The sequence below is a fragment of the Vibrio campbellii CAIM 519 = NBRC 15631 = ATCC 25920 genome, from assembly GCF_002163755.1.
GTDB lineage: Bacteria > Pseudomonadota > Gammaproteobacteria > Enterobacterales > Vibrionaceae > Vibrio > Vibrio campbellii.
The window spans coordinates 1,079,746-1,095,153 of sequence record NZ_CP015863.1; the positions used below are offsets into that span (position 1 = coordinate 1,079,746).

Genomic DNA, 15,408 nt, shown 5'->3' on the forward strand with positions numbered 1-15,408 from the left:
TATAACGCGCTACCTGCGGTCAATACTCTATGAGCGTAAGAGAACAGGGCTATTGAAAGGCGGAGGTCTTTGGCTATCGCGGCGCGGCCTGCGACTCATCAGAGTAGACATCAATGTACTGAAAAAGTCCCGCTGTCATTGATAGAACCTAGTCTATCCTTAAACTCAACAACAAAGCAACCAGAGCTTAAATCTACCTCTACATGCTCGCTAACGGGTTCGCGTAATTCGGTAAGTCTTGATGCTTCCTTCAGCCTTAGCCTTCAGGTAAGCAGCTTTAATTGCTTTCATGCTTTCAATTTTCGCACTTCGAGCTTTCGAAATTTGCTTTATTGGCTTTATAGGTGTGCCTTTACTTTCTGACCACTGTTCCAAACAAACCATACTGCAAGTACCGATGGTTTAGCAAATCATCCTGAGTCAAAATCATCCTGAGTCGAGCTAACTCGCCTATGCCCCAAAATCAGTTAACTCGACATCCGCCTCATTCTTCAATTTCAGTATTTGCAATAATTTAACTAATGGAAGCAAAAGGCAAGACGCGGCCCATTAGTTGTAGCAGTTGTAGGGTGGCGTCTCTCGGTTCAAACATACGAACGAGTACATCTGTTAGTGATGAACTGAGTTTACGATTGATCACCTTGGCAGTGGTTTTTGAGTGCTTTTTTCAATCGCTTTTTAACGGCTACCGTATTCGCTTCTGCAAGATAAACATCTAGGCTATGTGATTGGCGTGGTCTAAGTTTAATTTCATCTTAGTTATTGGTGCTCATTTGTTCATGCTTTTGATTTTAAAAGTGAATTGATAGAAAATACATCAATATTAACGTTGTGGCATAGGGTAGGTAATAGCTTTGTTTTTGACTACAGAAGATCGACTAACAGAAAAGCTAAACAAAGAGAAAGAGTATCTCTGGACAGAGATGAATGCTCTTAAAGAAAAATTAGAAAAGACTAATAAACAGCTTGAGTTGCTGGAGCAGAGCGCACCAGATCATTATTCCAAAGCTTTGGGAGCTAGGAACAAAGCCACCGAAGTAAAAAACAAAGCTGAAGAACGATTGGGTGAGATTGATGCCATTTACAAAAGTGTTGAAGATGCTCATGAACTAGTCATTTCATTGAAAGATGAATCAGACTCGAATCTGGCAACTATCAAAGAGTATGGGTCTACTGCTTTTGATAAATCAGAATCAATAGCTCAATACCATGAACAATACTTAGAATCTAAAGCAGAAATTGACGAAGCTTTACAGGAGCTTAATCGTTTAGTTGCTGAGAAAGATCGCTTGGCGTTGAAAGTCGAGTCGTTATCAGAACAAGTAACCAATACCGAATTAGTTGCAAGTAAGTTGAAATCTTTGCTGAGTAATGCAACTAAACAGAAAAATGAATTTGACACTCTTCATGGTGAAGTCTTTGGCTTTACATATGAAGATGACAACGGTGAAGAAGTAGAACAAGGTGGCTTAAAAGAAGAACTTGAAGATGCTTATTCTAAAATCAAAAATGATGTTGCATCGTTAAACGAGGAAGTTTCGAGCGTAGAGCAAAGATACAATGAAAAACTAGACTCTATTGAAGGCCAATACAAAGAAGGGTTAGAGTTGTTCATATCAAAAGGTGAAAAGCAATATAGCTCAATTATTGAACAGATAAAATCACTTCTTCCCGATGCGCTTACGGCTGGTCTTTCTGGTGCATATATCGACAAAATTAAAGTCGAAAAAGAACAATTAGATAAACATGAGGTTTCGTTCAATAAAGCTATTCGCTGGTTGATAGTGTGCTCTTTGTTGCCAGTTGCATTCAGTATGGTTCGAGTAATATTTTTGAGTGAGCAGTTTGCTTCCGTTATTCAAGATGCTCCGATGATTTACTCTATGATGCTACCTGTTTACGCTCCTATCCTATGGGTCGCTTACTCATCAAACAAGAGCTATAAGCTAAGTAAACGACTAATTGAAGAGTACACACATAAAGAAGTTTCGAGCCGAACGTTTGAAGGCTTGTCAAATCAGATTGATACAATTGGCGAAGATGACACTAGTGGTGAGTTAAGAACTAAATTGCTTTTCAACTTGCTCCAAGTTAACAGCGAAAACCCAGGTAAGCTAATATCTGATTATAACAACTCAGATCATCCGATTATTGATGCGATTGATAAAAGTTCAAAATTAGCCGATGCAATTAATCGTTTAGATAACGTGCCTTTGGTCAGCCCACTGTTACGACACCTAAATGCTAAAGAAAGAAATAAAATCGAGAAGAAAGAAAAAGATATGTTGGATGTAGTTGACGTAGCAACGACTCCTGAAGTCAACTCGAAAGAGGAAGAGCCAACAACTAAAACAGCTTCAGTTGTATAGACAAGCTAGTGATGGTATCGGCTCGGCAGCTTGAATACTGCTGAGCCGTTTTTGTTTACAGATAACGACCTTTCAAATGATCCATAAAGTAACTAGCTTTCAGAGTTTCGCCAGTCGCTTGTTTCACTAGTTCATCGGTGGTTAGCAAACTGACTTAGAAACTACAGAGTGTGTCTTGCGATTTGCCTACACAACTTTTCCATATTTAAATTAATCCGCCGTTTACTAATTTAGGAAAGTCACTGGCAAGGTTTTGTCCAAAAGTTTGCTACGTTCACGCCCACTAAGTCACTCAAGAGACTGATAGAAGTGTGGTAATTTTACAACATTGACTTTCAGTATTAGGCCAAATATGCAGACTTTTGATGCAATCTTGTGCGAACTTATGCTGCAAATAGTTTTGTAACTATTTGAAAGCCCGTTCGGGCTATGCTAAGTTATATCGCAAGCATCACTTTAAAAGCCTCGCTTATACAGCGAGGCTTTTTCGTTTCCGGCGTCTCTTTTTGTTCATTTCACTTTATTCTATAATCTGGCGCTCTAGTTCATGCCATTTTCACCTGGGATATTTTCATGATTTCAAAAAACCAACTAAAACTGCTTCGTGCTTTGGGTCAAAAGAAGCAGCGTAAAGCGCACGGCTTATTTCTGGTTCAAGGTGAAAAGAATGTACTGGAATTGGCGAACAGTTCGTTGAGTGTAAAGCAAATCTTTGCAACTGCTGAGTTTCTAGAGCAGCACAGTCATGAACTCAATGGTTTCGAGTGCATTGAGGCATCACTGGATGAGCTAACCAAAGCAAGTACGCTGGTGAGCAACAATGCCGCTATTGCTGTGGTTGAAATTCCAAACGTAACAGTGCCTCAGGCAAAAGGCTTGATGATAGCATTGGATGGTGTTTCTGATCCGGGCAACCTAGGTACGATCATTCGCGTTGCGGATTGGTACGGTATCAAGCACATCATCGCGAGTACGGATTGTGCCGACCCATATAACCCGAAAACCATTAGCGCAACCATGGGCAGCTTTGGTCGTGTGCAAGTGAGTCTAGTGGATTTACCAAGCTACTTGGAAGATGCAAACTTGCCGGTGTATGGCGCTTTCCTTGAAGGTGAAAGCGTGCACAAAACGGAATTCTCAGCAGACGGCATTTTGTTGATGGGTAGTGAATCTCATGGTGTACGTGAGGCGGCATCGAAGTTTGTGACCGATAAAATCACTATTCCAGCGTTTGGTGGTGCTGAGTCTCTAAACGTAGCAATGGCGACAGGTATTATTCTGGACAACATGCGTCGTCAACACAGCTAATCGTATCAACGAATCATAGATACAAAAAAAAGCGTAACGAGCCAGACTTTTTCAAGTTGAGGTTCATTACGCTTTTTTCGTTTTAATGCACTTATTTTTCTAGCATGTCCAACTTGTTTGGCACACCATTCCACTTTTCCGCTTCATCCATTGCTGGCTTCACTTCGGTTTGTACCGGCCAGATTTCAGCAAGTTCTGCGTTGAGCTCTTTGTAGATCACTTGATCTTCTGGTAGCTCGTCTTCTTGGAAGATAGCGGCTGCGGCACATTCGTCCACGCACAAGCCACAGTCGATGCATTCAATCGGATTGATTACCATAAAGTTCGGGCCTTCGTGGAAGGCATCTGCAGGGCATACCGCGACACAGTCAGTGTATTTACATTGGATACAGTTATCGGTTACGACAAACGCCATGATAATCAGCTCTTAAGTTAGTCAAAATTGAAGAATGGGGATAATACTCATCCCAAGGCAAAATTCAACATTCGCTACGTTAATTCCGCCGCGCAACTTGGATTTAGTATGACAGACAAATCAATTTCTCGTAGAATGCGCGCCATTGTGAGCTGACCATCTTTTTTCTCCTTAGATATGGAGGGAAATGTGTGGCTTTGGCTAAGACACCTACCATAACGAGACATCACATGATTCGTATTAATGAAATTAAACTTCCTCTTGATCACGAGGAAGGCGCGCTATTGGACGCGATTACTAAAAAGCTTGGCATTGCTGCTGAGAAAGTTATCTCTTTTAATGTCTTTAGACGCGGCTACGATGCTCGTAAGAAAACCAACATTCACCTTATCTACACGCTAGACATCATCGTTGAAGGTGATGAAGAAGCGTTGTTAGCGAAATTCGAAAAAGATCCGCACGTTCGCCAAACACCAGATATGGAATACAATTTTGTAGCGAAAGCACCAGAGAACCTAACAGAGCGCCCTGTGGTGATCGGTTTTGGTCCTTGTGGTTTGTTTGCGGGTCTGGTTTTGGCTCAAATGGGCTTTAACCCAATCATCGTTGAGCGTGGTAAAGAAGTACGTGAGCGTACTAAAGACACGTTCGGCTTCTGGCGTAAGCGCACACTAAACCCAGAATCAAACGTACAGTTTGGTGAGGGCGGTGCAGGCACTTTCTCTGATGGTAAGCTTTACAGCCAAGTGAAAGATCCAAACTTCTATGGTCGTAAAGTGATCACTGAGTTTGTAGCAGCTGGTGCTCCAGAAGAAATTCTATACGTAAGTAAGCCGCACATCGGTACCTTTAAACTGGTTACCATGATCGAAAAGATGCGCGCGAAAATCATCGAACTAGGTGGTGAGATTCGCTTTAGCACTCGTGTTGACGATCTACATATGGAAGATGGTCAAATCACAGGCGTAACGCTATCAAACGGTGAAGAGATCAAATCTCGTCACGTAGTACTAGCGGTAGGCCATAGTGCTCGTGATACCTTTGAAATGCTGCACGACCGTGGCGTTTACATGGAAGCGAAGCCGTTTTCTGTTGGTTTCCGTATCGAGCACAAACAATCGATGATCGACGAAGCACGCTTTGGTCCAAATGCAGGCCACCCAATTCTTGGTGCGGCAGACTACAAACTGGTTCACCATTGTAAGAATGGCCGTACGGTTTACAGCTTCTGTATGTGCCCTGGTGGTACGGTAGTTGCTGCAACATCTGAAGAAGGTCGCGTAGTAACTAACGGTATGAGCCAATACTCTCGTGCAGAACGCAACGCGAACAGCGCCATCGTTGTGGGCATCTCTCCAGAAGTCGATTACCCGGGAGATCCGCTAGCGGGTATCCGCTTCCAGCGTGAACTAGAATCGGGCGCTTACGCACTAGGCGGCGAGAACTACGACGCTCCAGCACAGAAGATTGGTGACTTCCTGAAAGGTCGCGATCCAAGTGCGCTGGGCGATGTTGAGCCATCATTCACTCCGGGCATCAAACTGACTGACCTATCAAAAGCGTTACCGGCGTTTGCTATTGAAGCGATTCGTGAAGCTATTCCAGCGTTCGATCGTAAGATCAAAGGCTTTGCTTCTGAAGACGGCCTACTGACTGGTGTTGAGACGCGTACGTCTTCTCCAGTTTGCATCAAGCGTGGTAAAGACTTCCAGAGCATCAACCTGAAAGGCTTCTTCCCTGCGGGCGAAGGTGCTGGCTACGCGGGTGGTATCCTTTCTGCGGGTATCGATGGTATTAAAGTAGCGGAAGCCGTTGCTCGTGACATCGTTGAAGCAATGCAAAACGCATAATTTTATTGCGTGATAATACAATGAAAGCCAGCCTGATTTGGGGCTGGCTTTTTTGTTTGTACTGCATAGCTAGTTATTTCTTTTTGGTCTTTCTGTGTGACTCGTTTCTGACTCGAATGATTTCAAGCTTGTATATTCTTTGCTTGCAGCGAAATAGTTTTTCCATGTGACTTTAAATAAATATGCAACTGCATATCTATAGGTTTGTGTTATGTATTGATTTGGATAAAGATCAATAGACAGCACCTATAAATAAAATTGCTAATTTCCATTTAGTAAAATCAAGAAATTAGACGACACTTATCTTAAAGGCAGCAAAAACGTGCCGCTAAGGAGATAAGAATGCACTCACTTAAAGTTAAAGATTATATGACGTTACAGGCGGTGACTTTCACCAAGGACATGTCGTTGACGGCGGCTTTGGACAAGGTGATGCAAAGTGTTACTCTAGGTGGGCCTGTGATTAACGAAAACGAGAAAGTCATTGGATTCCTTTCTGAGCAAGACCTTTTAGACAAACTCGTTAAAGCCAGTTATCACTGTCAGGATACACATACAGTAGAAGAGTGTATGCATGACGATGTTCTGTCTGTGTCGCCAGAAATGTCTATTATCGAACTGGCTGACATGATGCAGATAGGTAAACCTAAAATGTATCCTGTGGTCGATGATAAAGAGAAGCTCGTCGGTGTGATTACAAGACGCGATGTATTAAGAGCTATCGGCAAAACGCTAAACGAATGTTTCCAACATCCCGTTTAATATCAAAATAATAAGTATTAAGACGAAAGACGCCTCGGCGTCTTTTTGTCGTTGAGGAAGAGTATGTCTACGCAAGACGCGAAGTTTGTCCAAGGTTCTACGATGCGCCACATTCTGGTGATGTCTGGAGCCGGTTCCGTTGGTTTGATGGCTCTGTTTGTCGTCGATTTACTCGATATGCTCTTCATCAGTATGCTGGGGCAGGTGGAGCTCGCGGCTGCCGTCGGCTTTGCAGGAACGTTGATCTTCTTTTCCACTTCAGCCTCTATCGGCACGTCGATTGCCATGGGCGCCCTGGTATCTAAAGCGATTGGCGCAAAGGACTTTGAACGCGCTAGTCTGACCAGTGGCAGTATCATGTTGGTTGCTTTTATGATCAGCTTGGTCATCACCATTGGTATGTACATTCATATCCCAGAGCTATTAGCCGCCATCGGTGCTGAGGGTGTTGCTGCTGAGCGTGCTAAAGCGTATCTCAACATTCTACTGCCAAGTGCGCCGATTCTGGCATTGGGTATGTCGGCAGGTGCCGGTTTGCGAGCCGCGGGTGATGCAAAGCGCTCTATGTGGGCAACTTTAGCTGGTGGTATTGTTAACGCGATTCTCGATCCACTGTTTATCTTTGTCTTTAAATGGAACGTAGAAGGGGCTGCAGCGGCTTCTGTGATCGCTCGTTTCACAGTATTGGCTTTCTCCCTTTATCCGCTGATTAACGTGCACAAATTGGTGTCTCTTCCAGACTTCGATATCTTCAGAAATAATCTCAAACCTATCTTGGCGATCGCGATACCGGCTATTATCACCAACACTGCCACACCAATTGGTAATGCGATTGTGACCACACACATTGCACAATTTGGTGAAGATTTTGTGGCAGGTTTTGCCGTGATAGGGCGTTTAACGCCAGTGTGCTTTGCTGTTATTTTTGCGCTTTCTGGCGCGGTTGGCCCGATCATTGGGCAGAACTTTGGTGCAGAGCGTATGGATCGTGTGAAGCGCACTCTGAGCGACTCTTTACTGGTGACTACGATTTACACCCTAGGTGTCTGTGCTCTGCTTTATGTGCTGCAAGATTACATCGTAGCGATGTTTAGCCTAACGGGGGACGCCGCGATTATTGTTATCGCATTTTGCACCTATGTTGCCATTACGTTTGTCTTCAATGGGACTTTGTTTGTCGCCAACACTTCTTTCAATAATCTCGGTAAACCGCTTTATTCCACGGCGTTGAATTTGGGTAAAGCAACAATTGGTACTCTGCCTTTTGTTTACTTTGGATCGCAATGGTATGGCGCGCTTGGTGTGTTATATGGGCAAGCAGTGGGTACGATAGTGTTTGGGTTGCTGGCGTTAGTGGTGCTGAACAAACACATTAAAGATCTGATGCAAAACTTCGGAGAAGAAGACATTGAAGACGATCCTGCGATCACTTGCGTCAATACTCAGCCTTTTTGTTCCCATGATGCGGTGTTGATAGATGAGGTAGCGACCGCTTTGGAAGATGAGAAAGCATAAATTTCGTGAAATGCACATAAATACACTTGACCTTGGAGTTAGCTCTAAGGTTTATTCTTATTAATAAATAGAGACTTATCACCAATAAGGAAAGTGAATTATGTGTACGAAACATCAAGGTTGCCAAACAGGCAAAGTCAAATCTGCGGTGGCGCTAGGAGCAAACGATTCTTGCTGCGCACCAGCAAAGCCAACGCTTAATATTACGCAAGCAACCGTCGTAACTTCGGAAGATTCTTGCTGCAGTGGCGGAAGCTGTAGCTCGGATTCTGTTGAAGACGAAGGCCCTGCCGAACCCCTTGAATCCTCCATTCGCCATAGCTGGTTAGTATCAGGTATGGATTGTCCTGCTTGTGCTCAAAAACTTGAAAAGGCTATTTCTTCTATTGAGGGGGTTACGAACGCCAAAGTCTTATTCGCGACTGAAAAACTGGTCGTGGAGTTGGATAACCGTGCACTTGCGCCTGTCATCGAGCAAGTTTCTCAACAAACCGGTTTCCCATTGGCTTCGACAGATGCACCCAAACCAAAAGCAGAGAAAAAGGGTTGGTTGGGCGTTATCAAAGACAATGTTCAAATCCTATCCATTGCAGGTGCGATGGCGTTTGCTGGCATCATTTCTGACTTCAATCCAACGCTGAGTAATTGGCTATTTACTTTAACCTGTTTGCTCGGCTTATACCCGGTTGCGATGAAAGCGGTCAAGTTGGCTCGTACTGGTACGCCATTTGCGATTGAAACATTAATGAGTGTGGCGGCGTTAGGTGCGCTTTACCTCGGTGAAACCGCTGAAGCGGCGATGGTGCTATTGCTTTTCCTTATTGGTGAAAAGTTAGAAGCATATGCATCATCTCGTGCTCGTAGCGGTGTTCAAGCTTTGATGGATCTTGTTCCAGAGAATACAACGCTGATTGTAGATGGTGAACGTCAAGAAGTGCCTGCGTCACAGCTACAACCGGGTGATGTGATTGAAGTTGCGCCTGGCGGTCGTATGCCAGCTGATGGTTTGCTGATGACTCAAGCGGCAAGCTTTGATGAAAGTGCATTAACGGGCGAGTCCGTTCCCGTAGAGCATAACGAAGGCGGCAAAATCATGGCGGGTGCTGTGGTTGTCGATAAAGTCGTTCAAGTCAAAGTGACGTCTCGCCAAGGTGAGAACGCGATTGACCGTATACTACATTTGATTGAAGAAGCAGAATCACGCAAAGCACCACTTGAACGTTTCCTCGATAAGTTCAGCCGTTGGTACACACCGTTGATGATGCTTGTTTCTCTATTAGTCATCATTACACCACCATTGTTGTTTGCTCAACCTTGGGAAACGTGGGTATACCGTGGTTTAGCATTGCTGTTGATTGCATGTCCATGTGCTTTGGTTATCTCTACGCCAGCGGCGATCACTTCTGGCTTGGCAGCGGCAGCAAAACGAGGCGCACTGATCAAAGGTGGTGCTGCGCTTGAGCTATTGGGTCGTGTTGAATCGGTCGCTTTCGACAAAACGGGTACGTTGACACAAGGTAAACCACAAGTGACTGATGTGGTGCCGTTTGATGTGACTGAAGAGCAATTGCTTCGCCTGACGGCGTCGATTGAAATTGGCTCAAGCCACCCGCTAGCAATTTCTTTGGTGAACAAAGCGCAAGAACAAAGCATCAACATTCCTGAAGCTGCAGACAAAACCGCACAGGTTGGTTCTGGTGTGACAGGCCTTGTTGAAGGCAAACTGGTTCAGGTGATTGCACCATCGAAAGCTGACTTCCCAATCTCACAAAAGGTAGAGCAGCAAGTCTTGGCGTTGGAAGGGCAGGGTAAAACCGTGGTTATCGCACGCCATGATCACGAAGTGATAGGTTTGATTGCTTGGCAGGACACGCTTCGTCAAGATGCTCAACAAGCCGTTGCTGCATTGAAGAAACTGGGTATTTCATCTGTGATGCTAACAGGTGACAACCCTCGCTGTGCTGAAGCAATTGCGAACCAAATTGGCCTTGATTACAAAGCAAGTTTGCTACCAGCAGACAAAGTGCATTATGTAGAAGAGATTTCAGCGCAGCGTACCGTTGCGATGGTAGGCGATGGTATTAACGACGCACCAGCGATGAAGGCTTCAAGCATTGGCATTGCGATGGGCGGTGGTACTGACGTTGCACTCGAAACGGCTGATGCCGCGCTGACTCACAACCGTTTGATCGAACTCGCTGGTATGATTGAACTATCACGTGCGACGCTGAATAACATTCGTCAGAATGTGGCGTTAGCATTAGGCCTAAAAGGTGTGTTCTTAGTAACAAGCTTACTGGGTATTACCGGTTTATGGGTTGCCGTTCTTGCCGATAGTGGTGCTACGGCACTGGTCACACTGAATGCACTGCGTCTGCTTCGCTTCGAACCAAAACAAGTGAAGTAGTATCAACCTTTCGTATATCTTTGAATGTTGAATAAATAGCCCGAGGTCATCGTACCTTGGGCTTTTTCTGTCCTGAAGGTGGAGATAACAAAGGTGAATGATTCGTTCGGTAAATCACTCATTGGTATGCAACGAAATGATCTTATGGCTCCAAAAGTGTGATCAAAACCGTTTTTATTTGAAAGTGTAGATTTATTGCATCGTTTCATTGTGACTGTGATCACTCAATGTTAGTGAAAGGTTCGCTACAGTGCATCTGTACCCAACAACTTATTAATGAGCTTATTGTTTACAAAATAAGCCACAACAAGGAGCGACTTATGTCTCAAGCTGTATTCCATTTAGGTGTTACTGAAGCGGATCTTAATGGTGCTACTCTAGCAATCATTCCAGGCGATCCAGCACGCGTACAAAAAATCGCTGAAGAAATGGAAAACCCAGTATTTCTAGCAAGTCACCGTGAATACACGCTATACCGTGCAGAGCTGGACGGTAAACCTGTTGTGGTTTGTTCTACTGGTATCGGTGGCCCATCTACTTCTATCGCAGTAGAAGAGTTAGCGCAGCTTGGCGTTCGCACTTTCCTACGTGTAGGTACTACTGGTGCAATCCAACCACACGTAAACGTGGGTGACATGATCGTTACTACAGGTTCTGTTCGTCTAGACGGCGCGAGCCTACACTTTGCTCCAATGGAGTTCCCAGCAGTTGCAGATTTTGAAATCGCAACAGCAATGAAGGCAGCGGTTGAAGAGTCTGGTGCAACAGTTCATATGGGTGTGACTGCTTCAAGTGACACTTTCTACCCAGGTCAAGAGCGTTACGACACTTTCTCTGGCCGTGTTGTTAAGCGTTTCCAAGGTTCTATGCAAGAGTGGCAAGACATGGGCGTTCTGAACTTCGAAATGGAGTCAGCAACACTGCTAACTATGTGTGCAAGCTCAGGCCTGAAAGCAGGTTGTGTGGCGGGTGTAATCATCAACCGTACACAAAAAGAGATTCCAGATCATTCAACGCTGAAAGAAACGGAAGCTCGCTCAATTAAAGTTGTAGTAGAAGCAGCGCGTAAGATGCTTTAAGCACAACATTTAGTTGGCATTTAAACAAACGGGAAAAGCCAGAGGTTCGCCTCTGGCTTTTTCTATCTGGCAGTGTTGCCGGAGTATTCAAACAACAAATCTGCCGCAATAAAAAAGCAGCTCGAGGCTGCTTTTTTTGATCGGATGTTAATGATTAGATTTCGTCAGAACCGCCAGCGGCTTTAAACCATGCGGTTAGGTGCGTTTTGAGATCTTTCAGCTCATCAGGGCCGATCAATGCTAAACCTAAGTCCTCTGCACGAGTGATGTCGTTGTGACGCAGTGGGCGGAAGCTAACTAGCATCGCTCGCGCTTGCAGGCCACCTAATAAGTCACGTAACGATTCCAGCTTGTACAGGGTGTCATCGCCATCATCACGCATGCCTTTCGTCTTACATTCAATGATGTGAAGCTTGTTGTTTACCACCGTTGCTACGTCAAGTTCATTGCGCACTTCGCTTTCACCGAGTTTGCGGTAAACCTGCACATTCAACGAACGGTCTTGGATCGTCGGCATGGTGTCTTGGATTTGTTTCACTGTGCTGTGCACCAGCGTTTCTAGCCATTCACCGTTAGAGAAACGACGAGCATCTTCGTCAGCGAAGGTTAGAACACCGTTTTCGTAAGTGGCGATTTGCGCTTCAACCAAATCGGTCAGTAGCATGTTCAGCTCACGGTAGCCTTGTTGCTTCTCAGAAAGCTCCACATCCAGCTTTTGTTCTTTACGACAAGTAGTTGCAAGGTAGTTCAGTGTTGCAAGGCCAGGGCCAAGCTCCAGCGCGTTAGATGCCCAGCGTTCACCCAGTTCGTAAAGCTTTTGATCGAGTTGAGGTGGAAGGTCTACGTGGTGGAATTCACCGCGCGCACCGAAAATAGTGAGGTAATCAGAAATCGTAATGTGGTCTTCCACTTGCGTGTCTTCTTTGCCATCTGGGTAAAGCCAGCACAGTTTGTCGCTGTTTGGTTCTACTACGAAGATTGGCCAGCGGTACGTACGGAAGACTTCGTACACGGAAAGCAGTCGGTGACGGAGGCCACAGCTTGCATTGAGTTTTACTTCTTCACCTCGGTCATGGAGGTCTTTTGCCAATTGATGGACAGATTGTTTGATCAGAGAAGTGTTTACTGCAGAAGGAATTTCAAAGAATTCAGACGTAATTTCTCGCTGCTCTAATACTGCGCTCAGTCGCTCGTACATATCGGATTGGCTTTTGTCGCCGATGAAGACGATATGTGTACTTACAGTGCGATTATCCAAAAGAGGAGTGACTAATCTCACTGGATCTTGGTCGATAATACCAACATGAACAGCCATAGGTTTTCCTTCTTATTTGGCTTGCTCGAAAAGAGAAAAGAAAAGGGATGAGCAGGCCATATAAACCATATGTAGACACAGCTCATAAAAAACAAGGGCGACTTTAATAAAAAAGTCGCCCTTATACAGTTGGTTGCAATTAATTTTCTAGTTTTTACATAAAACTTTATAGTTTAAATCGATGAACCAGTTCGTTTTGTTGATGTGCCAGTTGAGTTAAAGATTCACTGGTTTGCGCGATGCTGGACATCGCATGGTAGCTCTGGTCAGCAATGCTATTGATGTCTTCAATGCTGCGCGCAATATCCGCGGAAGTCTCGCTCTGCTCAGCCGCCGCTTGGGATATGTGGGTACTCATCTGACTGATTTCGATGATCAGCGCTTGGATTTCTTCCATTGAGCTGTTTGCCTCAGAGGCTTGCTCAACAGACATTTCCATATCACTCATACAACTTTGAATAACTTGGTTAGCAGACTGAGAACTGGATTGAAGGTTACTGATCATTGCTTCAATCTCAGTTGTCGATTGTGTGGTCTTGGAAGCCAGCACGCGAACTTCATCTGCCACTACCGCAAAACCGCGCCCCTGTTCACCAGCACGTGCCGCTTCGATCGCCGCATTCAGCGCAAGCAGGTTGGTTTGTTCGGCAATATTACGAATCACATCCAGAATCGAGCCGATTTGGCCACTCATTTTTTGTAGCTCAGAAACCGCAGAGACGGATTCGTTTAAGCGTGTCTCAAGCTGGTTGATGGTCGAGATGTTGCTGTTCATGACGTTACGGCCTTGATCTGAAGCCGTCTCAACACGCTGTACCATCTCTAACGAGCCTTGAGCACTTTGCGCGACTTCTTGCACTGAGTGAGACATCTCTGTCATTGCCGTGGCTACGTTTGCGGTTTGCTCACGCTGAGAGTTCAACTGAGCTTGTGCTTGAGAAGAAGTCTGCTCGTTCGTTGAGGCTGTAGACGCTAGGTTTTCTGATGCGTCGTTCAGCTTAACAAGGATGTTATGTAGGCTGTCTGCCAGCGTATTGATATGGCCACTCACACGGCTGAATTCGTTGTTGTAACGAATATCAATGCGTTGCGTCATGTCGCCTTCTGTCAGACCTTCTAATGCCTTCAGAATACGAGTCAGTGGCTCACGAACACTATGAGCAATGTGGTAACCGATAGCCGTTGCAAACAACACCACAATGACGCCAATCACAATCGCTTTGGTAACGCCTGCTGAGTAGATGTCGCCTGCGTCTGCAAGAGATTCGTTCAGCTTATTGGTTGCGGTTGTAGTGAACTGCTCAAGAATCGACATGCTTGAGTCAACTTTGGTGGCAAGGTTAGCGATGTTGTTGTAAAGCGCCGCACGTGCCGATAGATAGTTATTGTGTTGGTCTAATACACCACCACGCATACCTACGTCACGGGTAAATTGTTCAACAGACTCGCCGAAGGCTTCTTTAAGTTCAGGAAGTTGAGTCACCAAACCGCGGAAAGCGTAATTCAGGTGCGTCACCGCCTTGCGGTTTTTTGCTACGGCTTGCGTTACAAACTCAGGATTTGAGCTTGCCAGCGCATCTGACGTAATTACTTCTGCATCTTTCAGCTTAATAAAGTAGCTTTTCGCCATTACTTTAACTGAGATGCTGGATTGATCCGCCACGTATTCTTTTAGACCCACAGATAGCTCAGTATTGAGTTGTTGGAAGCGACGAGAAGATTTTTGCACTTCTTCTTGTGCAGCGAACATCGCTTCGTAGTTATCTATGGCTTCCTTTGCTTCGGTAAAGTAGCTCTGCTCAAGTTCTTTAAGCTGAGAAAAAGGTTCGGCAAGGGAAGGGTAGATTTGGCTTGCAACTTGAAGTTGGCTCAATGTTGCTTCGAAGCTTTGTTGAGATTTGGCAAATTCCTGACGCATCTGATCCATGCGTTGTTTATTCTCTGTGGTCAGGAAGTCTTTAAAAGATTTGTCGGCAGAAAGAAGCTCTACACTGGTTTGGTTAGATAAAGAGACAAGCGGCAGAGAAGACTTGGATACAGTCTCAAACTTACCGTGAATATCATTCATGCCCCCCATCATAATGGCAATCGTGACTGCGAATAAGACGATGATCAGCGCAAAGCCTGCATACATCCTTTTAATTACTGAACCCCGCATAAGTGAGCTTCCTCTCCCAAAAATAGACAACATAAATTAGAATTGTCTTAAAAAAGTAACAAAATTCATCGGATTGTATTGAGTTTGCGACGCACGTTTTATGACGCACACGACAAAAAAAGCTTCAACGTTACGACTTATATTGATATTGTTAAGTGAACACTGTTTTTTATTGAGCTCGCTTTTGGCTTAGCGCATACTAAATAGGTTACACACCTTATAAAATGGAG

The 15,408-nt window shown here is 44.8% G+C and carries 10 protein-coding genes and 1 pseudogene; 7 read left to right on the top strand and 4 right to left on the bottom strand.

Features of this window, described 5'->3' with window-relative positions:
- The first annotated feature begins 860 nt into the window (after nt 1–860).
- Nucleotides 861–2,369 carry a hypothetical protein gene (locus tag A8140_RS05220; protein WP_152429125.1) on the top strand — a complete coding sequence of 503 codons (1,509 nt, stop codon included), beginning with the start codon at nt 861–863 and terminating at the stop codon, nt 2,367–2,369.
- A gap of 55 nt (nt 2,370–2,424) precedes the next feature.
- Here A8140_RS05220 and A8140_RS05225 read toward each other — a convergent pair.
- Nucleotides 2,425–2,520: pseudogene (locus tag A8140_RS05225) on the bottom strand (carboxypeptidase); the annotation flags it as partial.
- A 422-nt stretch (nt 2,521–2,942) separates the two neighbouring features.
- Here A8140_RS05225 and A8140_RS05230 point away from each other — a divergent pair.
- On the top strand, nt 2,943–3,677 hold the full coding sequence (locus tag A8140_RS05230) for an RNA methyltransferase (RefSeq protein WP_005532025.1): 735 nt from the start codon (nt 2,943–2,945) through the stop codon (nt 3,675–3,677).
- 91 nt (nt 3,678–3,768) lie between these two features.
- On the opposite strand, the gene fdxA is transcribed toward A8140_RS05230, so the two are convergent.
- Nucleotides 3,769–4,092 (bottom strand): ferredoxin FdxA, encoded by a 324-nt coding sequence (gene fdxA / locus A8140_RS05235; protein WP_005431654.1) that lies wholly within the window; start codon nt 4,090–4,092, stop codon nt 3,769–3,771.
- A 230-nt stretch (nt 4,093–4,322) separates the two neighbouring features.
- Between fdxA and A8140_RS05240 the strand changes: the two genes are divergently transcribed.
- The 5 genes from A8140_RS05240 to udp all read left to right on the top strand — a co-directional run bounded on the left by A8140_RS05240 (nt 4,323) and on the right by udp (nt 11,705).
- The gene (locus A8140_RS05240) at nt 4,323–5,942 is read left to right on the top strand and encodes an NAD(P)/FAD-dependent oxidoreductase (RefSeq protein ID WP_005532023.1); all 1,620 of its coding nucleotides are present in this window, start codon (nt 4,323–4,325) and stop codon (nt 5,940–5,942) included.
- A gap of 342 nt (nt 5,943–6,284) precedes the next feature.
- Nucleotides 6,285–6,704 (top strand): CBS domain-containing protein, encoded by a 420-nt coding sequence (locus tag A8140_RS05245; RefSeq protein ID WP_005431646.1) that lies wholly within the window; start codon nt 6,285–6,287, stop codon nt 6,702–6,704.
- A gap of 63 nt (nt 6,705–6,767) precedes the next feature.
- Entirely contained in the window at nt 6,768–8,219 is a 1,452-nt protein-coding gene (locus A8140_RS05250; protein WP_005532021.1) for an MATE family efflux transporter, read from the top strand.
- Nucleotides 8,220–8,319: 100 nt separating this feature from the next.
- Nucleotides 8,320–10,626: a zinc/cadmium/mercury/lead-transporting ATPase gene (locus tag A8140_RS05255; RefSeq protein WP_005532019.1), complete on the top strand. Its 2,307-nt coding sequence runs from the start codon at nt 8,320–8,322 to the stop codon at nt 10,624–10,626.
- 320 nt (nt 10,627–10,946) lie between these two features.
- Entirely contained in the window at nt 10,947–11,705 is a 759-nt protein-coding gene (gene udp, locus A8140_RS05260) for a uridine phosphorylase (protein WP_005437517.1), read from the top strand.
- 154 nt (nt 11,706–11,859) lie between these two features.
- Here the strand turns inward: udp and A8140_RS05265 are convergent, their stop codons facing one another.
- Together A8140_RS05265 and A8140_RS05270 are read right to left on the bottom strand one after the other, a co-directional pair.
- Complete coding sequence (locus A8140_RS05265; protein WP_005431680.1) at nt 11,860–13,020, bottom strand: DUF1887 family protein; 1,161 nt, start codon at nt 13,018–13,020, stop codon at nt 11,860–11,862.
- 166 nt (nt 13,021–13,186) lie between these two features.
- Nucleotides 13,187–15,178 (bottom strand): methyl-accepting chemotaxis protein, encoded by a 1,992-nt coding sequence (locus A8140_RS05270; RefSeq protein WP_005532016.1) that lies wholly within the window; start codon nt 15,176–15,178, stop codon nt 13,187–13,189.
- Nucleotides 15,179–15,408: the final 230 nt, after the last annotated feature.